Below are 23517 nucleotides of genomic sequence, written 5' to 3'. Positions count from 1 at the left end.
TAAAGTTAAACATTAATTAAATAGTGCAGTACTGCCTTACGAGTTGCTAATCCAAACTTTACTTGCTGTAAAATAACACAATCTGCTACATCATTGCTAATCTCAATACCTCTGTTTATTGGTCCTGGGTGCATAACAATTGCATCGGGTTTTGCATGCGATAGTTTTTGTTCATCAAGTCCATACAAATGAAAATATTCTTTTTCTGAAGAATTATTATTCATGCGCTCTTTCTGCAACCTCAAGAGCATAATTACATCAGCATCCTTTATACCTTCAGTTAATGAATAGTGAAGTGAATCTACTTCAGAAAAATGCTTACAAATCAAAGCTGGTGGTGCAACTAAGCTTATTTTTGCTCCAAACATTTTTAGCAATCTTATATTTGATCTTGCAACTCTACCGTGCAAAATATCTCCACATATCACAATTTTGAAGTTTTTTATTTGCTTTTTATGACTGATAATTACGAGATAATCTGCAAGAGCTTGAGTTGGGTGTTCACTGCTTCCATCGCCTGCGTTGATTAGCGAGCAGTTGACATGCTTTGCCAATGTATTAATAATACCACTACTTTTATGCCTGATTATCATATAGTCAGGATTCATTGCATTTAGTGTTTTTATCATATCTTTTAGATCTTCCCCTTTGTTAATAGAAGAAGATTTTATTGGTAAAGTTATAACATTTGCTCCAAGGCTTTTTGCTGCTATTTCAAAAGATGCGAGCGTACGTGTTGAATCTTCAAAGAATAGGTTTATGACTATTTTATTTTTCAGAACATGACTATTTTCAACTTTTTCTTCAAGGTATTGGTTGGCTAATTTAGTTATATTTTCTACATCACCGATTGTGAGGTCTGAGATATTTAATAAATTCCTTCTCTTGTCCATAGCTCCTTTTTTGAGCTTATTCTACTTTCTTAATTTCAATTACACAACTGTAAAGTAAAGTAGAAGGAAGCTATAAAATTTTATTTCCACTTACATTCATCTGCTATCATAACAGCCTCAAAGAGATGCTTCTCAAGCTCACTTATAGGCAGAGTACTTTGTAGGTAATTTCCCCAAGATTTTAACACATCAGAAGTTTCAATACCTTCAACAATAGGATATTCTTGATTTTTTTTAGCATATAGCTCTTGAGCCTGTTTGCTTACAAAAAACTCCAATAAAGCTATGGCATTTTCTCTGTGTTTTGCGTTTTTTGTTACTGCTGCACCACTAAGATTCACCATTACACCATCATTAGGAAAGAAAGCTCCTAACTTTTCTGTGGTATTCTTTTTATTTTCTGATGAAAGGATTCTTGCAAAGTAGTAGCTATTTACTATTGCAATATCTCCTTCACCAGCGGCTACAGCATAAATTTGATCTGTGTCACCACCGCTTGGTTTTCTTGCCATGTTGCTTACAATTCCACTCACCCATTCTTTTGTTTTTTCAAAACCATTTTTTGCAATCATAAAAGCGATCAATGATCGGTTATATTGACTTGTGGAAGAGCGTACTAATATTTTCCCTTTCCATTTTTCATTCGCTAAATCTTCATAGGTACTTAATTCCTTAGGATCTACTGATTCTTTATTGTAAACCAATATTCTAGCTCTTTTTGTGAGACCAAACCAATAATCTTCATTATCTCTAAATTTTGCAGGTATGGCATTTTTTAGAGTCTCTGAATCCACTTGAGATAAGAGCCCTCTTTTTTTGGCTAAAATCAAATTCACTGCATCTGCAGTTAAAAACAAATCAGCTTCACCACCATTTTCCATACGTGAAAGCAATTGGGAATAATCGTCAATGATATAACGTACCTTGATGCCAGTGGTTTTTGTAAAATCATCAAACAAACTATGTACTAATTCTTCTTTACGAGATGAATAAACGTTTACTACTTGTGAATCATCAATTCCGCTATTTTTATATAAAAAATTAACGACTATCAATAAAGCCGCTACTAAAGATATAAATATTAAACCTTTTTTCATAAACAAAACCCTTCCTTGTCATCATCTCAAGCTATCAAAATAGCAAGGTCTTAGCAAGTGTAAATCTTCAAAACGTTGCAGTTACAGTACTGGAATAGCGATAAAAAGAAGTACGAGCCAGATTTAATTAATAATATAAGTAATATCTGGATGGCCACATCGTTCAGCAACTACTTGTAACAATTTTGAACTAATCTTTTCTTGACTGCTTTTTACAGTTTTAATAGCTGTTTCATTAGGATTTTCACTATTAGCATCTTTTGTATCTAATAACAAGTAATCTTTAAAATCAGTTTTGCTCCAATGATGAATTGTGCAAGCTAAAGTGAAAAGCAGTAGAGTGCCTGAAATTGCAACGATTGGCCAGTAAATAGTAGGATTTGTGTATGAACTTACTATGTTGCTCAAACCACCTGTTGAATAAAGTGCTAAAGGGAAGGTTATGTTTCCAGTAATAAGAACTGTTCCTAAGATAGGAAGCCATATTCTATCATTGATTAATGAATTTACTTTACTCTTGTAATAGATTGGCTGGCCTGTAAGTTCTACGATCTTCGGATCACTTTTTGCTTCTTCTGGAAGAGAATGAAATGTAAAGTAAACGCGATTACCGTTGCTATATTTTAATACCAAAGACTTGATGCATTTCTTGTCTTTTGAAAGTGTATTTGATATCTCATCTAAAACTTCTTGAGTATCTCTTTTTGTGATCTTGTGCTCCTTAGTACGGACTGCTTGCATAAGTTCCCACATAATTCCCAAGGCTAAACAAGACGCTAATACTCCGCCAAATATAGTTACAGGATTTATGCTGCCGATGAATCCAATGAATTCTCTTTGCTTCACAGCTAAAACGATTGACGTAATACAACATGCCGTAACAAGACCTACGAAAGGCATTGTAACTTTCTTCTTTTGCATCGTATACTTTACTTTCTGTAAAAATCTGTTTGTCTTTTTATTATCTTCAAGCAAGGAGTTTTCAGAGTCATCTGTTTTATATGATGGTGGAGGAGTTGTATGTGCCTTCATTAATTTTTCTAAAGTTTCTGATGTTTTTTGACTATTCCAAGGTTCGCTATATACTGTTTTTTGAGAAGGTGATCTGCTTAGAGTTGGATGTTGACTATCTATTTGATTATCACGACTCTTTTTTGGAGATTTTGTATTTGGATCTATGGATGCATAAATAGGTTCTATATTTGCACCATTCGATTCTTCTTGCCTTTCTTCATAAGAACTTGATTCGCTAGCCGAACTTGTTTGTAACGCTGTGTTTCTAGGTGCTGGTGTTGGTGAAGTTGCTGCACTATTTTCACTCACCGTTGTATGAGAAACCAGTGTGACGTTATCTTTATTTCCTGATCCAGGCATATTCGCTCCAAAATTAATTACAATGTTATGTTGATTACGCTATAGTTATTAAGATATAGTGAATACTAATTTAAGAATAAATATTAGTATAAGAACTGCTGATCAAAGATCCTTTCATTCAAAGGGCAATCTTTGTCAAAAAGTAGAGTGACTGTATTTTCGTGATCTTTCTGTATTTTTACCTGCGATATGTCGTGAAATTCCTTGTAATCTGATACTACAAGTGCTGGACGATTTTTCACATCATTGATATCAATTTGCACTATTGTATCATTTGAGATTAGCGCTCCATTCCAACGCCTTGGGTAGTAGCTATTAATGGAAGTCAGTGCAAGTAAATTTGAATTAAGTGGTAAGATTGGCCCACCGGCAGAGAAGTTATATGCAGTGCTACCTGTTGGGGTAGACAATATAATTCCATCTCCTCTGAATTTTTCTACTTTTAGCTTATCATTAATGGTAATATTCATCTCCACTATTTGATTTGCATTTCTAAAGACATACACTTCATTTACTGCGATGTAATGGTGTTTTTTGCCACTTATGTCTGTGGCTTCCATTTTTAGTAAAGTTAGCTGAGTAGGAACTGCATGTTCTATATGATCAATTAGATCTTTAAAACATTTATTCATTAAAAACCCGACATTACCGGTATTTATTCCATACACATGTATATCTTTATTTCCTATGACGTGGTTGTGTAGGGTGCGTAGCATAAAACCATCGCCACCAACAACTATCAGCAGATCAACTTCATGCTTACCTGCTTCTGCTATATTGATAAAATTGAGTTTCTGTAGTAGTTTAGATACTTCCTGAGACTTGGGTAGCGAAGAAGCAATATAGCCTACATTTTTATATTTATACATGTAAATAAAGAGGGGAGGAACTAAAAAAGACTCCCGTATTTATCATTAAACTTAGCTATTTTACTATCCTTCTCCCCTGAACCGCTTGTCAAACTTCCAGTCCATGCAGGATGAGTAAGAGGATCTCTATCAAGCTTTATTTTTTGACCTTCTTTTCCATAAGTGGAATAAGTTTCAAACTCTTGACCATCTGTCATAACTATAGTAACTTTGTGATAATCGATTTCTGCCATTGTTCTTACAAATTTCTTACCAGCTAAAATTTTAGTGAATCTGGTTCATTTGGTCAATCATTATTGTGAAATATTGACAAAAAATAAATAAAGTAGTATTCTCAATGAAGAATGAAAAAATTTTTATGATTTTTGCTTTTCCTGGTCAGGGCTCCCAATTTGTAGGAATGGGAAAGAGCTTATATGATGAATTTTCAGTTGCAAGGAACGTATTTGATGAAGTAGATGACAGATTGGGTAGAAAGCTGTCTCATTTGATTTTCAATGGCCCTATTGAGAAATTAACCATCACGGAAAACGCTCAGCCAGCTATAATGGCAGTGTCAATTGCAACGCTACGTGTTATGAAGCACGTATTTGGTGAATCTCTTTACAGCGTTCAGTATGTTTGTGGGCATTCAGTTGGCGAGTATACAGCGCTGTGTGCTGCAGGGGCATTGACGCTTGAGTCTGCAGTCAAATTGCTAAAAGTTCGTAGCGAAGCAATGCATGAAGCTTCACTAAAATGCAAAGGTGGAATGTTTGCTCTACTTGGAGCAGAAATAAGTGAAGTAGAAGGTATATTAAAATCAGCTCAAATTGATTGTGAAATTGCAAACGATAATGGTGGTGGGCAGGTAGTGGTGAGTGGTACTGCAGAGGCTCTTGAGGTCTTACCTGATTTATTCAAAAACTCAAGTGTCAAGAAAATGATAAAATTACAAGTTAGTGGGCCTTTTCACTCATCTTTTATGAAACCTGCTGATGAAAAACTTCTGGAATTTTTAAAAAGCATCAACATAACTCGCCCTTCGATTCCTTTTGTATCAAACGTTACAGTTAAGGAAGAAAGTGATCCAGAGATCATAAGAGCTTTGCTCGCTAAGCAAGTTGTAAGTAGAGTAAGATGGAGAGAGATGGTTTTATATATGACAAGCCATGGCACTAATAAGTTTGTTGAAGTTGGCCCTAACAAAGTTTTATCTAATCTAGTTAAAAGAATTGACCAATCTATCAGTGTGAAAAATATAGATAGTATTGGTGATATTAATAGCTTCTTTGATGAATCATTAGTACTAACAGCGAAAAATTTAAAAGTTGGGTTAAGTTAAAGCATATCTATTTAATATCATTCAAGTAGCTAACACTAGTTCCTTTATGATGGTGTCATCCCAGTGCTTGGCACTGGGATCCAGATTGGGCATTAAGTTGGTAAACACTTTACAACGTTTTTTGTATAAAAGGACTGGATGCCAGTGTCAAGCACTGGGATGACACCGAATAGGCTACTTGAATAATACCGAAAGAGCTACTGGAACGACAAGGTGCTACTGAATGACACCTCTGGGCACTGCCATCATAAAGTTGCTACTTTTTAGATGAACAAAGATGGTCAGCGCGTGACTCTGGAATCCAGGAGTCAAGAAGAATGGGATCCCAGCACTGGGATGACACTGAAGGGGCTACTGAAATAACACCGGTACTACTTTGAGTGACACCCTTACGATGTTTCAAACTACAACAGCTGTGCATAGAGAGTAATGCGAAAAATTATACAATCAACGAACTACCTGTCATTTCATTTGGCTTTTTGAGCCCAAGTAGCTGTAAAATAGTGGGGGCAATATCAGATAATTTTCCATCTCTTAGTTTTAGATTGTTACAAGATATAATGAATGGAACTTTGTTTAGAGTGTGTGCTGTATGAGGTGTGTTATTTTCTTCATCGAACATACATTCTACATTGCCATGGTCTGCTGTAATAATGAGTGCGGTGTTACCAACTTCTTCAGCAGCACTTAGCACTTTTGCAAGGCAATCGTCTACAGCGAGTACTGCTTTCTCAGCTGTTTTTATATTACCTGTGTGTCCCACCATATCAGGATTAGCATAGTTTGCAACTATCAGCGCAAATTCTTGAGAATGAATTTTTTTTACAAGTTCTTCTGTGAGCTCAAAGGCTGACATTTTAGGCTGCAAATCATAAGTTTTAACTTTTGGTGAAGGAATTAGTATTCTTTCTTCACCAGAAAAAGGTTCTTCTCTTCCACAATTAAAAAAGAAAGTCACATGAGCATATTTCTCAGTTTCTGCAATGCGCAGTTGCCGTAATTTATTGTCTTCTATTATCTGTCCCAAAGTGTTGGCAAAAGATTCAGGAGGAAAGAGATAAGGGATTTTTAAGTCCGCTTTATATTGCATCATACTTAAAATTGAAGAGAATTTTGCCACTTCAGTATAGCCTGCTTTACCAAGACAAATACTTGCCAATTGTATCATTCGATCAGCACGAAAGTTAGCCAATAGCAATCCATCTTCTGGTTTTATACCTTGATAATCGCCTATTACTGCGGGCCTGATAAATTCATCGGTTATATTATTTTGATAATTTTCATCAATAAGCGATACTGCATCATCATAACGAGGCGCCTTTGCAAATGCGATGGCTTCATAAGCTTCAATTGTTCTTTCCCACCTACTATCACGGTCCATAGCATAATAACGTCCAGAGACAGTGGCAATTTTTATATCATTGTCTTTTATACTCTCTGTAAATTCTTGAATGCATCTTTTCCCTGAATTTGGAAATGTGTCTCTGCCATCTAAAAATGCGTGTATTACAACTTTAATTCCGCGCTGTGATATTTTGTTTGCTAAAGATGAAATGTGCTTTTGATGCGAATGAACACCGCCATCTGATATCAATCCCATTATATGGCATATGCCATTCTTACTTTTTAGATCATTAATAAAATTCTGTAGATTTGCATTATTTTCTATCGTTTCGATTTCTTGATTAATACGCTGAAGGCTTTGCATTACCACTCTACCACTGCCAATATTCATATGGCCAACTTCTGAATTGCCTATTTGACCATCTGGTAATCCAACATCAGTGCCACAGGCAGATAGACTGCATTTTGGATAATTAGAGCTAATATATTGCCAGCAAGGGAGATTTGCATTGCTAATAGCGTTGTATTTACTATTTTCTATTCCATTACCCCAGCCATCTAATATACATAAAACGACTGATTTAAAGTTCATATAAAAGTTATCATCGAGAACCTCCGATGATACCAAAAACAAACTCTTCTCACAACTTTTGTGTTAAAATAAGAGATATAAAAAGCTGCTTGGAGGCAATGGTATATGAAGTTTTTCATAAAATATTTTATTAAAGTGATTGACAGTTGCTGAAGTGTTTACTAAAACACTTGCATAGCTTTAATAGTGAGGTCAAATGAGTTATAGCCAATATATAAAGGATAATACTTTAGCAACATCAGGTGCTATAATTAATGTTGATAGATTAGTAAACTTTTTAAAAAGCAATACAAAGATTACAAGACTTATTTTACGATGTTCAAAAATTAATTATGAGGTTATAAAAGAATTAGCTCAGCTTTCTCATCTTACTTCACTTGATCTAAGTTGCAGTTATGTTGGTACAGAAGGTGCAAAGATTTTAGCAAGCGGGAATCTTATAAATCTTACTTCGCTTGATTTAGGAGGAAACGAAATTGGTGATGAAGGTGTAGAGGCTTTAGCAAGTGGAAATCTTACAAGTCTTACTGAGCTTAAATTATATGATAATAAAATTGGCGATAGGGGGGCAAAAGCTTTAGCGAGTGGAAATCTTACAAATCTTACGTTGCTTAGTTTAGGATGGAATGAAATCAGTGAAAAAGGTGCAGAGGCTTTAGCGAGTGGGAATCTTATAAATCTTATTACACTTAAAGTATATGATAACAGCATTAATTACAGAGGTTCACAGACTTTGGCGAGTGGAAATTTGGTGCATCTTACTTCAATTATTTTTAATTATTGTTATATTGATAGCACGTTCCCTAAAAATGTCCTGCCTTCACTGCAAAGTAGGTGTAATAGAAGAAAAATAGGGGAAGAATCAGGTAGTAAGCTAAGTGAGGTACAGGCATCTTTGCATTTTGAAAGTAAAGGTTTTAAAGCTATATAACTCCACAGTTTTGTCTGTTTAAGAGACAGAGAAAAGTTAGTGAATTCTGGGCTAAAAATGAAATGTACAGATTGTATAAAACAATGCTCCCCGGGCCGGATTCGAACCAGCAACCAATTGGTTAACAGCCAACTGCTCTACCACTGAGCTACCGAGGAATAAACTGTTTTTAATTTATCATATTGAACGTAGATTGTAAATGATTTTTATGTAGACTTTAAACCTAGATATCATTCCAGAGCATGGAGCTGTAATCCAGTTCTTATTACCTGATATGCTCATTTGACAGTTAAGTCTTCTCTACCCTTATTTGCATAATACCTTGACGATTCCGTTCACGGTTAAAAGATACCGAGGTAGTAGGGTGTATTAGTTTTTGCAAGCTGTTATTTTGCTATGGATTGCTGTAATGGCATCATCTATTTTATTGTTATCACAGCCTGTTTGGGCAAGTTCGGCATTTCCACCGCAATCCCTTCTGGTTACAGTAGATACTAGCTCTTTTGCATTGATCTTATTAGTTAAATCTTTACTTACTTTGACAATCAAAACTGTTTTATCTTTTTCTGTTACCATGAAAGCTATTACAGTTTTCGGTTTTTGTTGCTGTAGAGCAAATTCCCTTATTATACTTCCTGGAACGTTATTGAAAGTGTGGCTTACGAAATTTATTCCATTTATTTCGGTACTTTTTACAGTTTCTACACTGATAAGCTTTTTATAAAGATTTTTTATTTTGACTTCAAATTCTTTGCGCTCCTGGCTTAAAATACTGAGTCGACTTATTATTTCATTTACTGGTGCTTTTACGCATTCTGCAACTTTTTTTAAGCTAATTTCGTTATTGCGTACATAATTAATTGCTTCTTGACCGGTTAAAGCTTCAATTCTTCTTACTCGAGATGCAACGGAACATTCTGCTGCTATCTTAAACAAACCAATTTCTCCGGTACGCTCCACGTGTGTACCACCACATAATTCTTTTGAATCTCCAATTTTTACAACCCTAACATTATCACCATATTTTTCACCAAATAAGGCCATCGCTCCTTCGTCTATTGCCTCATCCATACCTTGAACTTTTGTGGACGTAGAAAGATTTTCTCTGATTAGAGAGTTTACTATATCTTCTACTGAAGACAGCTGATCCTGAGTGACTGGCTTATTGTGACTAAAGTCAAATCTTAGTCTATTTGGTGCGACTAGAGAACCTTTTTGAGTAACGTGATCACCTAAGATTTTTCTGAGTGCAAAGTGTAGAAGATGTGTAGCTGAATGATTTCTTCTTAAGTCTTGTCTTCTTTTTTTGTTAATACTAGCTGTAACTGTGTTACCTTTACAAATTGAGCCAACGCACCTGTGCAAATACAAGTCATTAATCTTGTTGGTATTTTCGACTGTTACCATACTTCCATCAGACTGTATAAGATTTCCAATATCTCCCACTTGTCCACCTGACTCTCCATAAAAAGGTGTTTTATCAAGTATAATAGTTATCTTTTCTCCTTCTTTTGCAGAATCAATTACTTCATTTTTAGAGGAAATTATTGCGAGTACTGTTGCATCTTTTACTTCATCACGTTCATAACCAACAAATTCCGTTTTGCCAAACTGATCGATTAAATTAAACCATACTTGTTCAACAGACTTTTCACCAGATCCAGTCCAATTAGCACGTGCTCTTTCTTTTTGCTCTTTCATTGCATTATCAAAACCTTTTTGGTCAAAATTTATTTTTCTTTCTTTCAAAATATCAAGTGTGATATCCAAAGGAAATCCATAAGTGTCATATAGTTTGAATGCTGATTTTCCAGATAGAGTGTCACCTGATTTTAAATCTGCAGTGAATTTGTCCAAGAGATTAATGCCTTTCATTAAAGTGTCTTTAAAGTTTTCTTCCTCTGATTTTAACGTTGTTTCTATTAAGCTTTTAGCTCTGATTAGCTCTGGATAAGCATCTCCCATATAAGCCAAACTTGTGCCATCTATGAGTGCAGGAAAAACAAGGTTCAATAGAGAATCATTATATCCAAGTAGGTGGATATAACGTACTGCTCTCCTGATCAATCTGCGTAGTACATAATTTCTTCCTTCATTTCCAGGAAGCACTCCTTCTGCGATGAGAAATGCAGCTGCACGAAGGTGATCTGCGATAATCTTATGAGCTACTTTATTTTCCGTATTTCCACAGTACTCTTGCGATTTACTTACCAGAGCAGAAAATAAGTCAATATCATAGTTATCATGAACGTTCTGCATAACAGCTGCTATTCTTTCAAGGCCCATTCCGGTATCGATGCATTTTTTTGGTAATTTTTGTAAATTACCTTCTTCATCTTTATTAAATTCCATGAACACCAGGTTCCAAATTTCAACAATTCTGTCGTCTTCATGCAAATCCTGATTTGCATGATCGTAAAAGATTTCAGAACATGGGCCACATGGACCAGTATTGCCCATGCTCCAAAAGTTATCATCTGTTGTAATTCTTATGATTTTATCATCTGAAAAGCCACTTATCTTACGCCAAATTTCATATGCTTCATCATCAGTGTGGTAAACAGTTATGGATAGTCTGTTTTTATCAAGAGACAATTCTTCAGTAATAAATTTCCACGCAAATTCTATCGCAGTTTCTTTAAAGTAATCACCAAAGCTAAAATTTCCGAGCATTTCAAAAAATGTGTGATGCCGAGATGTATAGCCAACATTTTCAAGATCATTGTGTTTACCACCTGCTCTGAGACACTTTTGACTTGAGACGGCACGTTTCATTTCAGTTTTTTGCGTGCCGGTAAAGATGTTTTTGAACTGTACCATACCAGCATTTGTAAACATGAGTGTTGGATCGTTCTCTGGAATCAAAGGAGAAGAAGGAACTTGCTCATGATTATTATTTACAAAAAATTTTATAAATCTTTCTCTAATTTCGTTTAGCTTCATCGTTTTTACTGAGGTTATCTATGCATAATAAGTTGTAACAGAAGTAAAATCAATTTATCAATCTAAATATTAATATATACATTACTTAGTATAATAAAAGTAACTTTTACATAAAAATTTTAATAAAAAGATATAGGTTTAAATATTTTATCCACTAACATAGAGAAGTATTTATTAATTCAAATAATACTTTTATTAATTAATTTAAGGAGTGTGAAATGCCAAAAAAATTCCAAAACACTAAGAATAGCATGCGAAAGAGAGAAACAAAAAATAAGCAGGAGATGGATGGTCCAACAATTAGAATTGTATCTGACTTGGAAAGTATAAAACAAAACAGAAGGGTAGAATTTTTAATTAAAGGAGAGAATTTAACAGTAAAAGACCTCTCTATATCTTCTAGAGCAGCTGAGATAGGCTTGGTTACAGGAATAGTAAATTCAATAGACATTCCTCAAGCAATTCGTGAATCGACAATAGATAGAATTATTTTAGGTCTTAAGAGTGGAGAAATAGAAAAAGGTAAAGAATATAATTATAGAGAATTTAAGAAAATATATCTACAAAACCTTGTAGATGAATTGGGTAAGGATAGTTCAAAAAAGCTAAAAGAAAGAACTGATGAAAATAGCCAATTGAGAGGATCTACTACTGAAGAAATTGATTATCAGATGAAGGAAGGTGTAACTATCGAATCAGCTTCTTTAACAAAACAAGAATTCGATTTTGCATCAAGCAAAGTAACTACTAAAGAGATTAATGACGTAATAAATGAAATAGAAGAATCAAACGCTAGTTATGGAATGACACCTGAAGGTATAAGTAGTGTTTCCCGTTTTGATAGTAATTCACAAGAAGTATTAGATCATTCTATATTTAATAGCACAGATGTGGAAGGGCCTAAATTACCCGAAATAAATGGAGGACAGTATATAGGAATAGCAGGGATTGCTGGTGGTATATTGGGTGGAGTGCTAGCAGTAGCTTTTGCAGGATTAGGATACTTTGTATGGCATAGAAAAAATAGGGAAGGTAGCTACGATGTTGAAAAAGCTATGAAAAACCTTCCTGAACAAACTCAACTTGAGCATTCCGGATCTACATCAGAAATAGAATCTTTGCTCAGCAATGCTACATCGGTAGCACATCTATCTTCTCAGATTAGTGTTGAGTAAAATTCCAGAGTTTGATGGCACAACAGTGCCATCAACTTAGCGCTTACAGCACTTATATGCTCTGGAACCAAAGGAGAAGAAATTTTCCTGTCTTACACAAAATTTATAATTCTTTCTCTAATTTTATATCATTTTTACTAAGGTATAATAAATTGCAATGAGAAATTCAGATATTAATATATGTATTATTTAGTATAATAAAAATATAAAAATCTTAGTGAAAAGATGTGGACTTAAATAATTTATCTTTTATACATAAGGAAATATTGGTCAGCTTGGGGGTCATATATGTCAAGAAGATTTAAAAATACTGTAGGAAAAAAAAGATCAATCAATAAGGAAAAAAGGAATAGATGGATTAGTATTGAATCAGAATTGCGAGATGTAGAACAAAACAGAACAATATATTTTCTATTGGGAGGAGGTGATTTAAAACTTAAGTATGTATGCTTGACGATACATCTTATCGTATTCTTGTTGCTGAAGGAGAAATAGTGCATGCAGAAAATCCAAAAGTGATGATTGATGATATTGTTTCTGATCTCAAGAGTGGAAAAATACGAAGTTATAAAAGATATAATGCCAAAGAGTTTTATGAAAAGTATCTCAAAGAGTTTTTGAGTAATGAGAATTTGCAAAAGCTGGAAGCTGTTGATATTGAAAGTACAACAACAGAACTACCAAACTTAAAACAAGTAATGGAAGAAATGAAAAAATCAAACGCTAGTAATGGAATTACAATTCAAAATATAGGAAATGTTAAAAATACGACAAATATTTTGGGTAATCCTATGATTCATGATAGGAACTTGAGAAGATTTAAATTATTGGAAACATCTCGATCAAATAAGGAAAATATGGGAGTGTTAACAGTAGATATGTTAGCAATGGGAGTAGTCTTGTTAGCAGCTATCGCAGCAGCTGTACCATTTAAATGTTGGTTTTATAATAGAAAAAATAAAAGCCATAGTAGTTCTAAGGAAGAAACTTCATCTAGTAATTTATTAAGTGCAATAACCTTAGAAAGTAGAGGTAATAGTATTATTTAGTCACAATATTGCAAAAATAGAATTTTTTTATTATTTTTTTACAGTTTCCTCATTTAATAATTTTTATGCTCTAATTATTATACTTAATTTATCATTACCTGTTGTGTAAACAGGATGAGAATTTTCAATAATCTACATCCTTTAGTAAGAAAAAATCAATACATTCACGATAAATTTACCTCATATCTGTGTTTTATATGTGGAATTTCGAATGGAAAATTATGCAGGCAAAGAAAGAAGAATAGTGAATATAGTTACTCAACATTGGAGTGATATAAAAGGATCAGATAGAGAATGGCCAGAAAGACATGAAATAGACACTGCAGAAATCATGGAGTCATGGCAGCATTGTTTTATCATTGAAGTTAAAGATCGAGGTTATATTTGTGAAAATGCAGGAGAAAAAGCTATTGAATTCTATGGTTTTGAAAAAAAGATGTACATCGATGATAAGTATGCAATTGATGCACCATTTTTGCGGTTATATAAAATAGATGCAGTTATTGATAAACTTGAGACTGTAATAGAGAGTAAATGCTCAATTAACGAAGAGGAAGAAAGTGAAAGTGTTAAAATAAGGCAAGTATTGCTACCAATTGGGAATGAAGAAGGTATAACACATATACTGGGTGTGATTACATTCAAGCTGCTTTAAAATACAATTTTAATTTGATTCTTTAATAAAATTATCTATACTCATACTTAATTACTAATAAAGAACTAAATAGTGGTGTTTGTAAATTTGTTTAGAATATGACGAAAATAAAATTAAAAACCAAATCTTCTGTCAAAAAGCGCTTTCACCTTACAGCTAAGGGTAAAGTCATCTCTACTCAGTCAGGTAAGAGACATGGCATGGTAAAGAGAAGTAAATCTAATATTCGTAATCAACGCGGTACAACGATTCTCAATAAATCTGACTCGCGTATAGTTAAACTTTATATGCCTTATGGTATTTAATAAAATGGAGGTAAGATAAAAATGGCTCGGATAAAGCGTGGAGTCGCTACTCATGCTCGTCATAAAAAGGTATTAAAATTAGCAAAGGGTTATAGAGGACGGGCAAAGAATTGTTATAGAATTGCATTACAAAGGGTTGAAAAAGCACTACAGTATGCTTATAGAGACAGAAGAAATCGCAAGCGTGATTTTCGTGGTTTGTGGATAATACGTATTAATGCAGCGGCAAGAGAACATGGACTTACTTATGGTAGGTTTATGTATGGTCTTAAACTTGTTGGAGTTGATTTGAATAGAAAAATTCTTGCTGAGATGGCTGTTAATCATAAGGATGATTTTGCTAAATTAATAGAAACTGTAAATATTAAGTTAGCAGAAAATTCCTAAAGCAAACACACCTGAAAACATGAGAATTATTTTCATGGGGTCACCGGGGTTTGCTGTTGGTGCGTTAAACTTACTATTGAAATTACAGAGTGAAATAGTAGCAGTATATACTAAAGCTCCAAAGCCTTCTGGACGTGGGCAGAGGTTAACAAAATCGCCAGTACACATCGTTGCTGAAAAAAGTGACATAGAGGTATGTACTCCTACCTCTTTAAAATCTTCGATAGAGCAAGAAAAGTTTGGAAATTTTAAGCCAGACGTTGCAGTTGTTGCTGCGTATGGATTGATACTTCCAAAAGAAATTTTAAATATTCCCAAATATGGTTGTATTAATATTCATCCATCATTGCTGCCTAGGTGGCGCGGTGCAGCTCCGATACAGCACACAATTTTAGCCGGAGATCAAGAAACCGGAGTTAGCATTATGCAGCTAGATGAAGGATTAGATTCTGGCCCTATTTTAAAACAGAAAAAATTTCTTATTGAAAAAAGCGATAATTATAAGACGTTGTATGATAAATTGTCTGAATTAGGTAGTGATTTACTGCTGAAAGTACTAAACGAAATTGAAAAGCAAGTTCCCTTAAAACAGAGCGATAACGATGCGTGCTATGCTGACAAAGTAAAAGACTATAAAATTTACGCAAGTGACGCCTGTGAAATTGCTTATAGAAAGGTTAAAGCATTTTATCCAAAAGCATTCATTAAGGTAGAGAATAAACGTATCAAGATACTTGATGCTGAATTTGAAGCCTTCACTTCAGGACAAGGTGAGATCATTAATGATAATATGCATATAAGTTTAAAAGGTGGTACTTTAATTCCTAAAGTTGTACAAATGGAAGGAAGAAATCCTTGCGATATTAAAGATTTTGTTCGTGGCTTAAAATCAAGTTTAACAAAAAAATTTATAGAATAGACTACTTTGAAGGGAGGGTGAGAAGAGCTAAAGCAACTTCTACAATTTGGTATTCCGCTGCTTGTTAGCGGAATCTACAACAAGATACCGCGTTTTGGTGTACGAACATTGCAATTTGCAGGTAATTTGAGTAGTAGATGGTGTCATTCCAGTGCTTGACAATGGAATCCAGTTTCTATTGTACAGCCACCTGGTGCGTTCATTTAAAGTGAAGTTTTCTGGATCCCAGTGTCTGGGCACTGGGATGACATCTTTTTTGGTCTCTTGTATCACAATGTTCGTACAGTTGTGGATAACGTGGCGGTATGACGTAGTAGCTATATATAGACAAATTTTCTTTTCTTAGATATAATCTTAAGAAACCTTCCATATGAAAATTAAAAGAGCTTTAATATCAGTATACGATAAGACAAATATAATTGAACTTGCATCGTTTTTGATGCAGCAACAAATAGAAATTCTCTCAACAGGGAATACTTATAAAGTGCTATCAGATGCGGGAATAAAAACGCAAGAAGTTTCAGATTACACACAATTTCCAGAAATACTAGATGGCAGAGTGAAAACTTTACATCCTAAAATTCATGGAGGAATACTCTGTGATCGAAAAAGGCACGAAAAGGAAATGCAGAATCTAGAAATTAAGCCGATAGATCTGCTTATAACTAACTTATATCCATTTTGGAAAACGGTTAATAGCAACTCAAGTGAGAAGCAAATCATAGAACAAATAGATATAGGTGGAGTAGCATTAATTAGAGCTACAGCAAAAAACTTTCATTTCACTTCAGTGATTTCTAGCATTCAAGATTACGAAACACTGAAAGCTGAGATGATCAAAAATAACAATCAGACAACATTAGAATATAGAAAACATCTAGCAACTAAAGCATTTGCTCTGACTGCACAGTATGATTCTAATATTTACAATTGGTTTTTATCACAGGGTAAAAGCAATGAGTTACCAGAGTTTTTTACTTTATATGGATGTAAAGCACAAGGACTCAGGTATGGTGAAAATCCTCATCAAAAAGCTGCATTTTATAGCAATCAATTTAGCAAGTATCCACTGGAGAAAATACATGGAAAAGAGTTGAGCTACAATAATATAGTCGACATAGAGTCTTCACTTAACATAATTTCTGAGTTTCAAGAACCTGCAGCAGTGATAATAAAGCACAATAATCCATGTGGCGCTGCTGTTAGTGATAGTGCTTTAAAAGCATATGAAAAAGCTCTATCATGTGATGAAATAAGCAGTTTTGGTGGAATAGTTGCTTTCAATCGGGAGATAGATTTAAAGCTAGCAGAGAAATTAAACGAGATATTTTTGGAAGTGGTGATAGCACCATCGGTAAACAATGAGGCACTAAAAATTTTACAAAAAAAGAAAAATTTAAGAGTGATTATTCATCAATCTCTTCAGCAAAATGCAAAATATCAAATCAAAAATGTTGTTGGCGGGTTCTTAGTGCAAGAAAATAATAACCATACAGTAAAAGTAGAAGAAATAAACCGAGTGACAGAATGCACTACAACAAAAAAAGAGAAGGAAGATCTTATTTTTGCTTGGAAAATATGTAAACATGTAAAATCCAATGCAATAGTGATAGCAAAAGACGGTTGTGCTATTGGCATCGGTGCAGGACAAACAAGCAGAATAGATAGTGTGAATATTGCAGTAAAAAAAGCAGGTGAAAAATGTAAAGGCGCAGCGCTTGCTTCAGATGCATTTTTTCCATTTCCAGATAGTATAGTAGAGAGTGCAAAGCATGGAATTACAGCTATAATTCAGCCAGGTGGCTCATTGAAAGATCAAGACGTGATAGCAGCTGCAAATGAGAATAAAATTGCCATGTTTTTCACTGATGTTCGTAACTTTCTCCATTAAGCTTTGTATCCTGTCAAAATTATACCCACACAGGGCTTTGTTGCATAGCAGCTTATAGGTTTGAAAATTGTAGTAAATTGATGTAGTTACTTTAAACTCAACTATACCTATCTGTAATTGTAAGCTGTACTCTTGAGCTCCTGATGCGATTATAGCAAATCCTAAAATGCCTTGCTGTTTTTCCTTATAGACATTCAGCTTACCTTGTATATTAGTCTATCTGGATGATATTTTACTTTTTCTGGAATATAATAATTCCCTAGAAATTACCCTACTCAATTCTATTGTACCTTGTTTAACATTGAAACATGAGTCTGGAATCTAGAAATTTTTTAAGAACAAAAGTTATTCTAAGTTTTTGTTGGTAAGAAAGACTGGATTCCAGTGGGCTTTGTTGCATAGCTCAGATAAAAAGAACTGGAAGTTACTGACGAAATTCACTATAAAACAGGCATTTTACCTACGAAAGAAAAATATGCCAACTAAAATGAAGGTCAGTAACTGCCATGGATATAACAGATTTCTACAAGAAAGAGGAAATATTTTTCATTTTATTAATGAGGCAATAGAAAGTTGGTACGAAAATAGCCCCAAAATGCGAGGTGGAAATTATATTTATAGTAATAAAGTTGTGATTTTAGTGCATATGTCGCTAGTCTCTTTAGAATTGGCTTAAGACAAACGGTAGGGTTTATAAAAGGATATTTGCAGCAAGTAGTTAGCAGTCATTAGCTATTCGCAGGCTTCAAGAAGGTTTCAATATTAAGATCAATGATTGCAGAGTTGATAAAAACAATATGGAAGATATTGAAATTGCCATAGACAGTACAAGTATCAGATAATACCCCTGGTCACAGTAAGGAAAATAGCGAAGTATCGCAGTTATAAACAGGTAAGAAAGCTACACGTAATATTGAGTATAAATAGTAAAAAAGCTATAGCTGCACAATATAGCAATGGTGCCTACTCCGACCATTATAGTGCTTGTGACTTGCTCAGCTTTCAGCATGCTATAAAAGCATTATATGCAGACAGAGCCTATCAAGCTTTATAAATTGTGCAAAAAATATGATATAAAGACAAAAATTTTACCGAAAAATCGTGCAGCGGAGCATACAAAATTGGATTATATGGCTGAAAGGAATGTTGCCATTAGATTATGTGGTAAAGACGGTGTGAAAGAGTGGAAGGAGGAAGAGGTTTATGGAAAAAGGTCATATATTGAAGGATTTTTTTCAAGATTAAAGCAAATATTTGGGTTTAGTTTTAGAAATAGATCTGAAGTAAATCGAGAAAAAGAGTTGCTAATAAAATGTTACTTACTCAATAAATTTACTGATATTGGCATGGCTAAATTTGAGGTAGTTTCATGAATTTTTTATGCTTTACCCACTATCCGATAAGCGATGCAACAAAGCTATCCCAGTGTCAGCTACTCGGTTGACACCATCATAGAGATCAGCTACTTGGATGATAAAAGTAAGAAATATCGAAGTGTTGTGCTAGACTTTATACCTCTTGCATTCAAACTCACATAAATCATGAATTATGCATGTTTCACACAAAGGTTTTTGTGCCTTGCAAATGTATCTACCGTGTAAAACTAGCCAATGATGAGCATAAAGCAGGTATTTTTTTGGAACCACATTCAAAAGAGATTGCTCTGTTTTAAATATATCTTTTTCTTTCACAAGCCCAACTCTATTGCTTACTCTAAAAACATGAGTATCAATTGCCAATGTTGGAATACCAAGCCCTGAATTTAAGAACACATTAGCGCTCTTTCTCCCAACCCCTGGTAAAGATACCAAATCATCGAAATTAGTAGGCACTTTGCTATTGTACCTCTCAATCAATATTTTGCTGAGCCCGATTATATTTTTTGCTTTGGAATTATATAAACCAATACTGCTTATGCATTTTCTCAGCTCACTTTGCCCAAGATTCAACATTTTTTCTGGCGTATCAGCGATACTAAATAGCTCCTTTGTAATTTTATTAACACTTATATCGGTCGTCCGCGCTGACAGAACTATTGCAACTAATAACGTAAAATGATTGGTATAATTTAGCTCTATTTTTGGCGCAGGATTTGACTGTTGAAATTTTTCAAATATTAATTCTACTTTTTTTGAGTCCATGCATAGAGCTAAAAGCTTATACTATACTGTTTGCTGTGCAAATTCAATTGCTTGAGGATTAGATAGTCCTTCAGTATTAACATCAGACATATCAGTTTTTACCTCATCAAAATTCCTTTCAGCAAATTCGCTTGCCACTTCTGCAAAACACTTTCTAACAAGAGGCATAATTATCGGCATTAATAGCCTTCGTGGATCATACCGTCCTAACAGATTAGTTTCCTTTTGTACTCTATCTCTTGGATCTTCCTCAAGTAAATCTTTCATGTGTTTTTCAGTGTATATTTCACAACCTTTTGAAAATGTAGGACTAAATATCTCAGTAGCTAGCAGTGCTAACAATGACAAAGTACCAAATATTGTCACATCAACATAAAGACTATTAGAAATAAACCCTTTATCATCAAAGAACCTGTTCATAATCTTTTGAGGAGGAAAGAAGTAAAAGCAAATTTGTAGGCTAGTATTAAGTTTACGCTCGCAATTTTTCCAAAGTCGCCTACATTTTTCCAACCAGGCAAAAGAAGATCTCTCAACAACCCATCTTTTTGGCAATACAGCAAAGGTGTGTAATTCGCTTCACCTCAACAGTTGCACCAATAGTTACTTTTATCTGTGTTGCAAAATTTTCTCCAGTGTAGCCTGCATCAACCAGTATGTTTTTAACTTCAGAGAGACTTTCTTTAGCATTTTTAACCATTGTCAAAGCACTGCTACGATCAGTTATTTCTGCCGTTGTTATATGAATTGCGTGTGTCAAACCTTGTGTATCAACTGCGATATGACGCTTTATTACTGAAATTTTCTTGCCAGCATCATAACCTTTTTCTTCAGCAGTATCGGTATTTTTTACACTTTGGGCATCAATGATGCAGAAGCTTGTTTTGGTATTCCGACCACTGTTCTCTCCAACCAATTTTTTTAAGACAATTTCTAGAGCACTTTCTCTATCTTCATTCGTTTTTTTACTCCATTTCTTAAAGTAATCGTAACAATTTCGCCATCTTGGAAACTCTTTTGGAAGCATTCGCCATTGACAGCCACTTTTTAGTACATAAAGCACACCACAAAATAACTCATATAAACCTAATCTTCTTGGCTTTGTTTTCTTTCGCACACTTTCTAAAATTAGTCTAATCTTTTCGAATTTTTCACAACTTATGTCACTTGGATATGTATTCCTCATACTTTACCTCATGTCAACTATACCTCATCTTACCATATTCAGAGATCACTTACAGGCTCTTAGGTTAATATAAGCTTCCATTCAATTTAATACACTACAATATTACATATATTAGCTAATTTGTTAATAGATTTACAAAGATTAAATTATTGCTATTCTAAATTTAAGTGTTAGTTAACTGAGTTTACAATGAGTATTAGAAATTTTTTTACCAAGGCAATCGTTCTCCTTTTAGTTTGCTTATTAATCTTTATGGGGATTGGCAATGTTTTATCAAATGATGATGAAAGGAAAGAATTAGCTAAAGTAGGAAAGGAAGTTATAACATCAGATGAATATACATTACTATATCAAAATTATGAAAAGCAAATTTCTGGATCTGATGTAAGTAAAGAACAAGTAAAAAAGCTGAAATATGATTTACTTAACGCACTTATAGAGCAAAAACTATTGTTTAACCTAATTAGCGAACTTGGATTAAAAGTTGGAGAAGAATCTATCGAAAGCCATATAAAAAATACCAAGTACTTTCAGGACGATAAAGGAGAATTTGACCATAATAAATTCCATCAAACTCTAAATAGCCTGCATATAACAGAAAAGGAATATATAGAAAAACTAGAGAAAATCCTGCCTGCAATGATGTTCATGACTTCGTTATTTAAAGATAATTATCCGGTAACTTTTGGTGAGGGTGTTGATGAGCAGATATACAAAAATCGCTACCAAACTAGAGTAGTTGATATTGTTAAAATAACTGAGGATGCAATTACAGACGTTCCTGAACCAGATGATCAAGCCTTACTTGATTTGTATGAAAGAAATAAGTCCAATTTTTATTACCCTGAGTATCGAACTGCGCAATACATTTCTCTGGATCAAAAATATTTTGAAGATCAAATCAGAATTTCAGATGAAGAGGTTGATAGTATAATAGAACATCAGGAACTTAAAAATCAAAGAGACATATTCAATGTGATATTTCCTACCAAAGAAAAAGCTGAAATAGCAAGAAGAGCACTTGAAGAAAGTAAAGCAAGCTTTGAACAAATAATAGAAGAGTTTAATAAAGTGAAACTCGATGAAACCAGAGTAAATAATATAACTAAGGATTTCTTACCTGAAAATATGAGAGAAAAGGTATTTGCTCTCAAAACAGGTGAAGTAAGTGAAGTTTTAACAAGCAATTTTGGATGGCACGTAATAAAGGTAGAAAGCATACATCAAATCTCTGATGAAGACTTGGTTGATTTAAAAAAAGACATAAGGTCAGTTTTAACCAATCAAAAGTCTTTTGAAAAAGTCAATGATTTCATAAATCAAGTGAATTATAAGATATACAATGGTGCAACGATTGAAGAAATCTCCAATAATTACAATTTACCTATACAAACCATTGGTCCAGTAGATGCTAGTGGAAAAGACCAAAGTGGTAATGAAGTAGGAAATTCCAGTGATTTCATTTCTTTCATTTTTTCACGCGAGAAAGATCAGAAGAATTATTTTAAGGGTGTTGGAGATACTGTTGTTAGTGTAAAAATCAGTGATATCGTTCCTCCTAAATTACAAAATTTTGAAGAAAGTAGGGAATCAGCCATAAAGCTTTGGCGTAGTGAATTTATAAAAGAAAGAATGTTTAAAATGGGACAAGAAGTAGCAGTTCAACTAAGAGAAAAGACAGATTTGGAAGAAATGCAAGGTATAAAATTGGTTAAAGGCCAGCAAATACAACGCAATGAACAAAACTACCCTTTTTCTTTCATAGAAGAGATTTTCAATATGAAAACAACTAATTCGGTAACAGATCCTATTCAATACAATAATGAAATTATAATAGGCGTTCTAAAACAAATGCATTCATCAAATGGTAAATTAAACATGCTTGACACCGGAAAACGTGTGATGATATCGCTAAAGGAACAGTTAATTAGCTATCTAAAATTAAAGTATAGAGTAGAAGTTAATCATGCTATGATTGATGATATATAAAAAAGTTTATTATCTTCCTTTTATGAGTGATTGGAGGGGGCTATATTGTATTTTTAGGTAAAAGAGGTACAATGAGTTTGACTTGAGCTGTTTATTGTATTTAAATTGTAATTAATATATGAATAAAGGTTGACATGGCAGTTAAAATAAGGTTAGCAAGGTTTGGGGCAAAGAAACGTCCTTTTTATAGGATAGTTGTAGCCGACTCACGAGCACCAAGAGATGGGCGCTTTATTGAGAGAATAGGACAATATGATCCAATGTTGCCAAAAGACAATAAAAATCGTGTTGTGGTAAAAGCTGATAGATTAAAACATTGGCTAAGTGTAGGAGCGCAAGCAACTGAAAGGGTAATGTGGTTCATTAAAAAAGGCATAGTAGATTTAGAAACAGAATCGAAAAAAATAGAAAAGAAAAAAGTTGAGAAAGTACAAGGGCAAGAAGCATAAGTCC

20 protein-coding genes, 1 tRNA gene and 4 pseudogenes are annotated in these 23517 nt (G+C 33.9%); 13 read left to right on the top strand and 12 right to left on the bottom strand.

The genetic code is table 11. The annotated features are described in order from the left end of the window. Positions 1-5: 5 nt before the first annotated feature. From JKF54_RS02045 to rpmE, 5 genes are all read right to left on the bottom strand, one after another. Positions 6-893 carry an aspartate carbamoyltransferase catalytic subunit gene (locus JKF54_RS02045; protein ID WP_211908461.1) on the bottom strand — a complete coding sequence of 296 codons (888 nt, stop codon included), beginning with the start codon at positions 891-893 and terminating at the stop codon, positions 6-8. Positions 894-973: 80 nt separating this feature from the next. Then, positions 974-1990, bottom strand: coding sequence for an extracellular solute-binding protein (locus JKF54_RS02040; RefSeq protein WP_211908460.1), 1017 nt, complete (start codon positions 1988-1990; stop codon positions 974-976). A 123-nt stretch (positions 1991-2113) separates the two neighbouring features. Then, positions 2114-3364: a hypothetical protein gene (locus tag JKF54_RS02035; RefSeq protein WP_211908459.1), complete on the bottom strand. Its 1251-nt coding sequence runs from the start codon at positions 3362-3364 to the stop codon at positions 2114-2116. 83 nt (positions 3365-3447) lie between these two features. Beyond that, positions 3448-4233 carry an NAD kinase gene (locus JKF54_RS02030; RefSeq protein ID WP_211908458.1) on the bottom strand — a complete coding sequence of 262 codons (786 nt, stop codon included), beginning with the start codon at positions 4231-4233 and terminating at the stop codon, positions 3448-3450. 20 nt (positions 4234-4253) lie between these two features. Beyond that, on the bottom strand, positions 4254-4466 hold the full coding sequence (gene rpmE / locus JKF54_RS02025; RefSeq protein ID WP_068651074.1) for a 50S ribosomal protein L31: 213 nt from the start codon (positions 4464-4466) through the stop codon (positions 4254-4256). A gap of 125 nt (positions 4467-4591) precedes the next feature. Between rpmE and fabD the strand changes: the two genes are divergently transcribed. Further along, positions 4592-5557: an ACP S-malonyltransferase gene (gene fabD, locus JKF54_RS02020; protein WP_211908720.1), complete on the top strand. Its 966-nt coding sequence runs from the start codon at positions 4592-4594 to the stop codon at positions 5555-5557. 439 nt (positions 5558-5996) lie between these two features. Here fabD and gpmI read toward each other — a convergent pair whose 3' ends face one another. Then, complete coding sequence (gene gpmI, locus JKF54_RS02015; protein WP_211908457.1) at positions 5997-7493, bottom strand: 2,3-bisphosphoglycerate-independent phosphoglycerate mutase; 1497 nt, start codon at positions 7491-7493, stop codon at positions 5997-5999. A 196-nt stretch (positions 7494-7689) separates the two neighbouring features. On the opposite strand from gpmI, the gene JKF54_RS02010 reads away from it, so the two are divergent. Beyond that, positions 7690-8424 carry a leucine-rich repeat domain-containing protein gene (locus tag JKF54_RS02010; protein ID WP_211908456.1) on the top strand — a complete coding sequence of 245 codons (735 nt, stop codon included), beginning with the start codon at positions 7690-7692 and terminating at the stop codon, positions 8422-8424. Positions 8425-8510: 86 nt separating this feature from the next. On the opposite strand, the gene JKF54_RS02005 is transcribed toward JKF54_RS02010, so the two are convergent. Both JKF54_RS02005 and alaS read right to left on the bottom strand, forming a co-directional pair. Beyond that, positions 8511-8582 (bottom strand) — tRNA-Asn (locus tag JKF54_RS02005). A 211-nt stretch (positions 8583-8793) separates the two neighbouring features. After that, positions 8794-11367 (bottom strand): alanine--tRNA ligase, encoded by a 2574-nt coding sequence (alaS, locus tag JKF54_RS02000; protein ID WP_211908454.1) that lies wholly within the window; start codon positions 11365-11367, stop codon positions 8794-8796. A 218-nt stretch (positions 11368-11585) separates the two neighbouring features. Here alaS and JKF54_RS01995 point away from each other — a divergent pair, with 218 nt between their 5' ends. The 7 genes from JKF54_RS01995 to fmt all read left to right on the top strand — a co-directional run bounded on the left by JKF54_RS01995 (position 11586) and on the right by fmt (position 15857). Beyond that, complete coding sequence (locus JKF54_RS01995) at positions 11586-12542, top strand: hypothetical protein (RefSeq protein ID WP_211908452.1); 957 nt, start codon at positions 11586-11588, stop codon at positions 12540-12542. Between the two features lie 288 nt (positions 12543-12830). Further along, positions 12831-13037: a hypothetical protein gene (locus JKF54_RS06340; RefSeq protein ID WP_246433240.1), complete on the top strand. Its 207-nt coding sequence runs from the start codon at positions 12831-12833 to the stop codon at positions 13035-13037. Next, the gene (locus JKF54_RS01990) at positions 13037-13591 is read left to right on the top strand and encodes a hypothetical protein (protein WP_246433239.1); all 555 of its coding nucleotides are present in this window, start codon (positions 13037-13039) and stop codon (positions 13589-13591) included. The genes JKF54_RS06340 and JKF54_RS01990 overlap by 1 nt, the downstream gene beginning before the upstream one ends. 211 nt (positions 13592-13802) lie before the next feature. Continuing rightward, positions 13803-14246 (top strand): PAS domain-containing protein, encoded by a 444-nt coding sequence (locus JKF54_RS01985; protein ID WP_019236701.1) that lies wholly within the window; start codon positions 13803-13805, stop codon positions 14244-14246. Positions 14247-14344: 98 nt separating this feature from the next. After that, the gene (gene rpmI / locus JKF54_RS01980; RefSeq protein ID WP_006013548.1) at positions 14345-14551 is read left to right on the top strand and encodes a 50S ribosomal protein L35; all 207 of its coding nucleotides are present in this window, start codon (positions 14345-14347) and stop codon (positions 14549-14551) included. Between the two features lie 21 nt (positions 14552-14572). Then, positions 14573-14938: a 50S ribosomal protein L20 gene (gene rplT, locus JKF54_RS01975; RefSeq protein ID WP_211908450.1), complete on the top strand. Its 366-nt coding sequence runs from the start codon at positions 14573-14575 to the stop codon at positions 14936-14938. Positions 14939-14957: 19 nt separating this feature from the next. Then, positions 14958-15857 (top strand): methionyl-tRNA formyltransferase, encoded by a 900-nt coding sequence (fmt, locus tag JKF54_RS01970; protein WP_211908448.1) that lies wholly within the window; start codon positions 14958-14960, stop codon positions 15855-15857. Between the two features lie 87 nt (positions 15858-15944). On the opposite strand, the pseudogene JKF54_RS06735 reads toward fmt, so the two are convergent. Beyond that, positions 15945-16100, bottom strand: a pseudogene (locus tag JKF54_RS06735) (WPE palindromic element domain-containing protein); the annotation flags it as partial. 127 nt (positions 16101-16227) lie between these two features. On the opposite strand from JKF54_RS06735, the gene purH reads away from it, so the two are divergent. Together purH and JKF54_RS06860 are read left to right on the top strand one after the other, a co-directional pair. Continuing rightward, a complete protein-coding gene (gene purH / locus JKF54_RS01960; RefSeq protein ID WP_211908446.1) occupies positions 16228-17748 on the top strand; it encodes a bifunctional phosphoribosylaminoimidazolecarboxamide formyltransferase/IMP cyclohydrolase in 1521 nt (506 codons plus the stop codon). A gap of 475 nt (positions 17749-18223) precedes the next feature. Continuing rightward, positions 18224-19121, top strand: a pseudogene (locus JKF54_RS06860) (IS5 family transposase). 129 nt (positions 19122-19250) lie between these two features. Here JKF54_RS06860 and nth read toward each other — a convergent pair. The 3 genes and pseudogenes from nth to JKF54_RS01935 all read right to left on the bottom strand — a co-directional run bounded on the left by nth (position 19251) and on the right by JKF54_RS01935 (position 21075). Then, the gene (nth, locus tag JKF54_RS01945; protein ID WP_211908444.1) at positions 19251-19889 is read right to left on the bottom strand and encodes an endonuclease III; all 639 of its coding nucleotides are present in this window, start codon (positions 19887-19889) and stop codon (positions 19251-19253) included. 21 nt (positions 19890-19910) lie between these two features. Beyond that, positions 19911-20282 (bottom strand): annotated as a pseudogene (locus JKF54_RS01940) (molecular chaperone DnaJ); the annotation flags it as partial. A gap of 23 nt (positions 20283-20305) precedes the next feature. After that, positions 20306-21075, bottom strand: a pseudogene (locus tag JKF54_RS01935) (IS5 family transposase). 189 nt (positions 21076-21264) lie between these two features. Here JKF54_RS01935 and JKF54_RS01930 point away from each other — a divergent pair. Together JKF54_RS01930 and rpsP are read left to right on the top strand one after the other, a co-directional pair. Continuing rightward, on the top strand, positions 21265-23064 hold the full coding sequence (locus JKF54_RS01930) for a peptidylprolyl isomerase (protein WP_211908442.1): 1800 nt from the start codon (positions 21265-21267) through the stop codon (positions 23062-23064). Positions 23065-23198: 134 nt separating this feature from the next. Further along, positions 23199-23513, top strand: a complete 315-nt coding sequence (gene rpsP / locus JKF54_RS01925) for a 30S ribosomal protein S16 (RefSeq protein WP_006015540.1) — start codon at positions 23199-23201, stop codon at positions 23511-23513. The last annotated feature ends 4 nt before the right edge of the window (positions 23514-23517 follow it).

This window comes from Wolbachia endosymbiont of Spodoptera picta (assembly GCF_018141665.1).
Taxonomy (GTDB): domain Bacteria; phylum Pseudomonadota; class Alphaproteobacteria; order Rickettsiales; family Anaplasmataceae; genus Wolbachia.
The sequence above is the reverse complement of the archived record's forward strand: the minus strand, read 5'-3'. Positions and strand labels throughout refer to the sequence as shown.

Bases quoted from the DNA above. Each gene is read 5' to 3' on its own strand.
- JKF54_RS02045 (WP_211908461.1), bottom strand. From the start codon at position 893: ATGGACAAGAGAAGGAATTTATTAAATATCTCAGACCTCACAATCGGT.
- JKF54_RS02040 (WP_211908460.1), bottom strand. From the start codon at position 1,990: ATGAAAAAAGGTTTAATATTTATATCTTTAGTAGCGGCTTTATTGATA.
- JKF54_RS02035 (WP_211908459.1), bottom strand. From the start codon at position 3,364: ATGCCTGGATCAGGAAATAAAGATAACGTCACACTGGTTTCTCATACA.
- JKF54_RS02030 (WP_211908458.1), bottom strand. From the start codon at position 4,233: ATGTATAAATATAAAAATGTAGGCTATATTGCTTCTTCGCTACCCAAG.
- rpmE (WP_068651074.1), bottom strand. From the start codon at position 4,466: ATGGCAGAAATCGATTATCACAAAGTTACTATAGTTATGACAGATGGT.
- fabD (WP_211908720.1), top strand. From the start codon at position 4,592: ATGATTTTTGCTTTTCCTGGTCAGGGCTCCCAATTTGTAGGAATGGGA.
- gpmI (WP_211908457.1), bottom strand. From the start codon at position 7,493: ATGAACTTTAAATCAGTCGTTTTATGTATATTAGATGGCTGGGGTAAT.
- JKF54_RS02010 (WP_211908456.1), top strand. From the start codon at position 7,690: ATGAGTTATAGCCAATATATAAAGGATAATACTTTAGCAACATCAGGT.
- alaS (WP_211908454.1), bottom strand. From the start codon at position 11,367: ATGAAGCTAAACGAAATTAGAGAAAGATTTATAAAATTTTTTGTAAAT.
- JKF54_RS01995 (WP_211908452.1), top strand. From the start codon at position 11,586: ATGCCAAAAAAATTCCAAAACACTAAGAATAGCATGCGAAAGAGAGAA.
- JKF54_RS06340 (WP_246433240.1), top strand. From the start codon at position 12,831: ATGTCAAGAAGATTTAAAAATACTGTAGGAAAAAAAAGATCAATCAAT.
- JKF54_RS01985 (WP_019236701.1), top strand. From the start codon at position 13,803: ATGGAAAATTATGCAGGCAAAGAAAGAAGAATAGTGAATATAGTTACT.
- rpmI (WP_006013548.1), top strand. From the start codon at position 14,345: ATGACGAAAATAAAATTAAAAACCAAATCTTCTGTCAAAAAGCGCTTT.
- rplT (WP_211908450.1), top strand. From the start codon at position 14,573: ATGGCTCGGATAAAGCGTGGAGTCGCTACTCATGCTCGTCATAAAAAG.
- fmt (WP_211908448.1), top strand. From the start codon at position 14,958: ATGAGAATTATTTTCATGGGGTCACCGGGGTTTGCTGTTGGTGCGTTA.
- purH (WP_211908446.1), top strand. From the start codon at position 16,228: ATGAAAATTAAAAGAGCTTTAATATCAGTATACGATAAGACAAATATA.
- nth (WP_211908444.1), bottom strand. From the start codon at position 19,889: ATGGACTCAAAAAAAGTAGAATTAATATTTGAAAAATTTCAACAGTCA.
- JKF54_RS01930 (WP_211908442.1), top strand. From the start codon at position 21,265: ATGAGTATTAGAAATTTTTTTACCAAGGCAATCGTTCTCCTTTTAGTT.
- rpsP (WP_006015540.1), top strand. From the start codon at position 23,199: ATGGCAGTTAAAATAAGGTTAGCAAGGTTTGGGGCAAAGAAACGTCCT.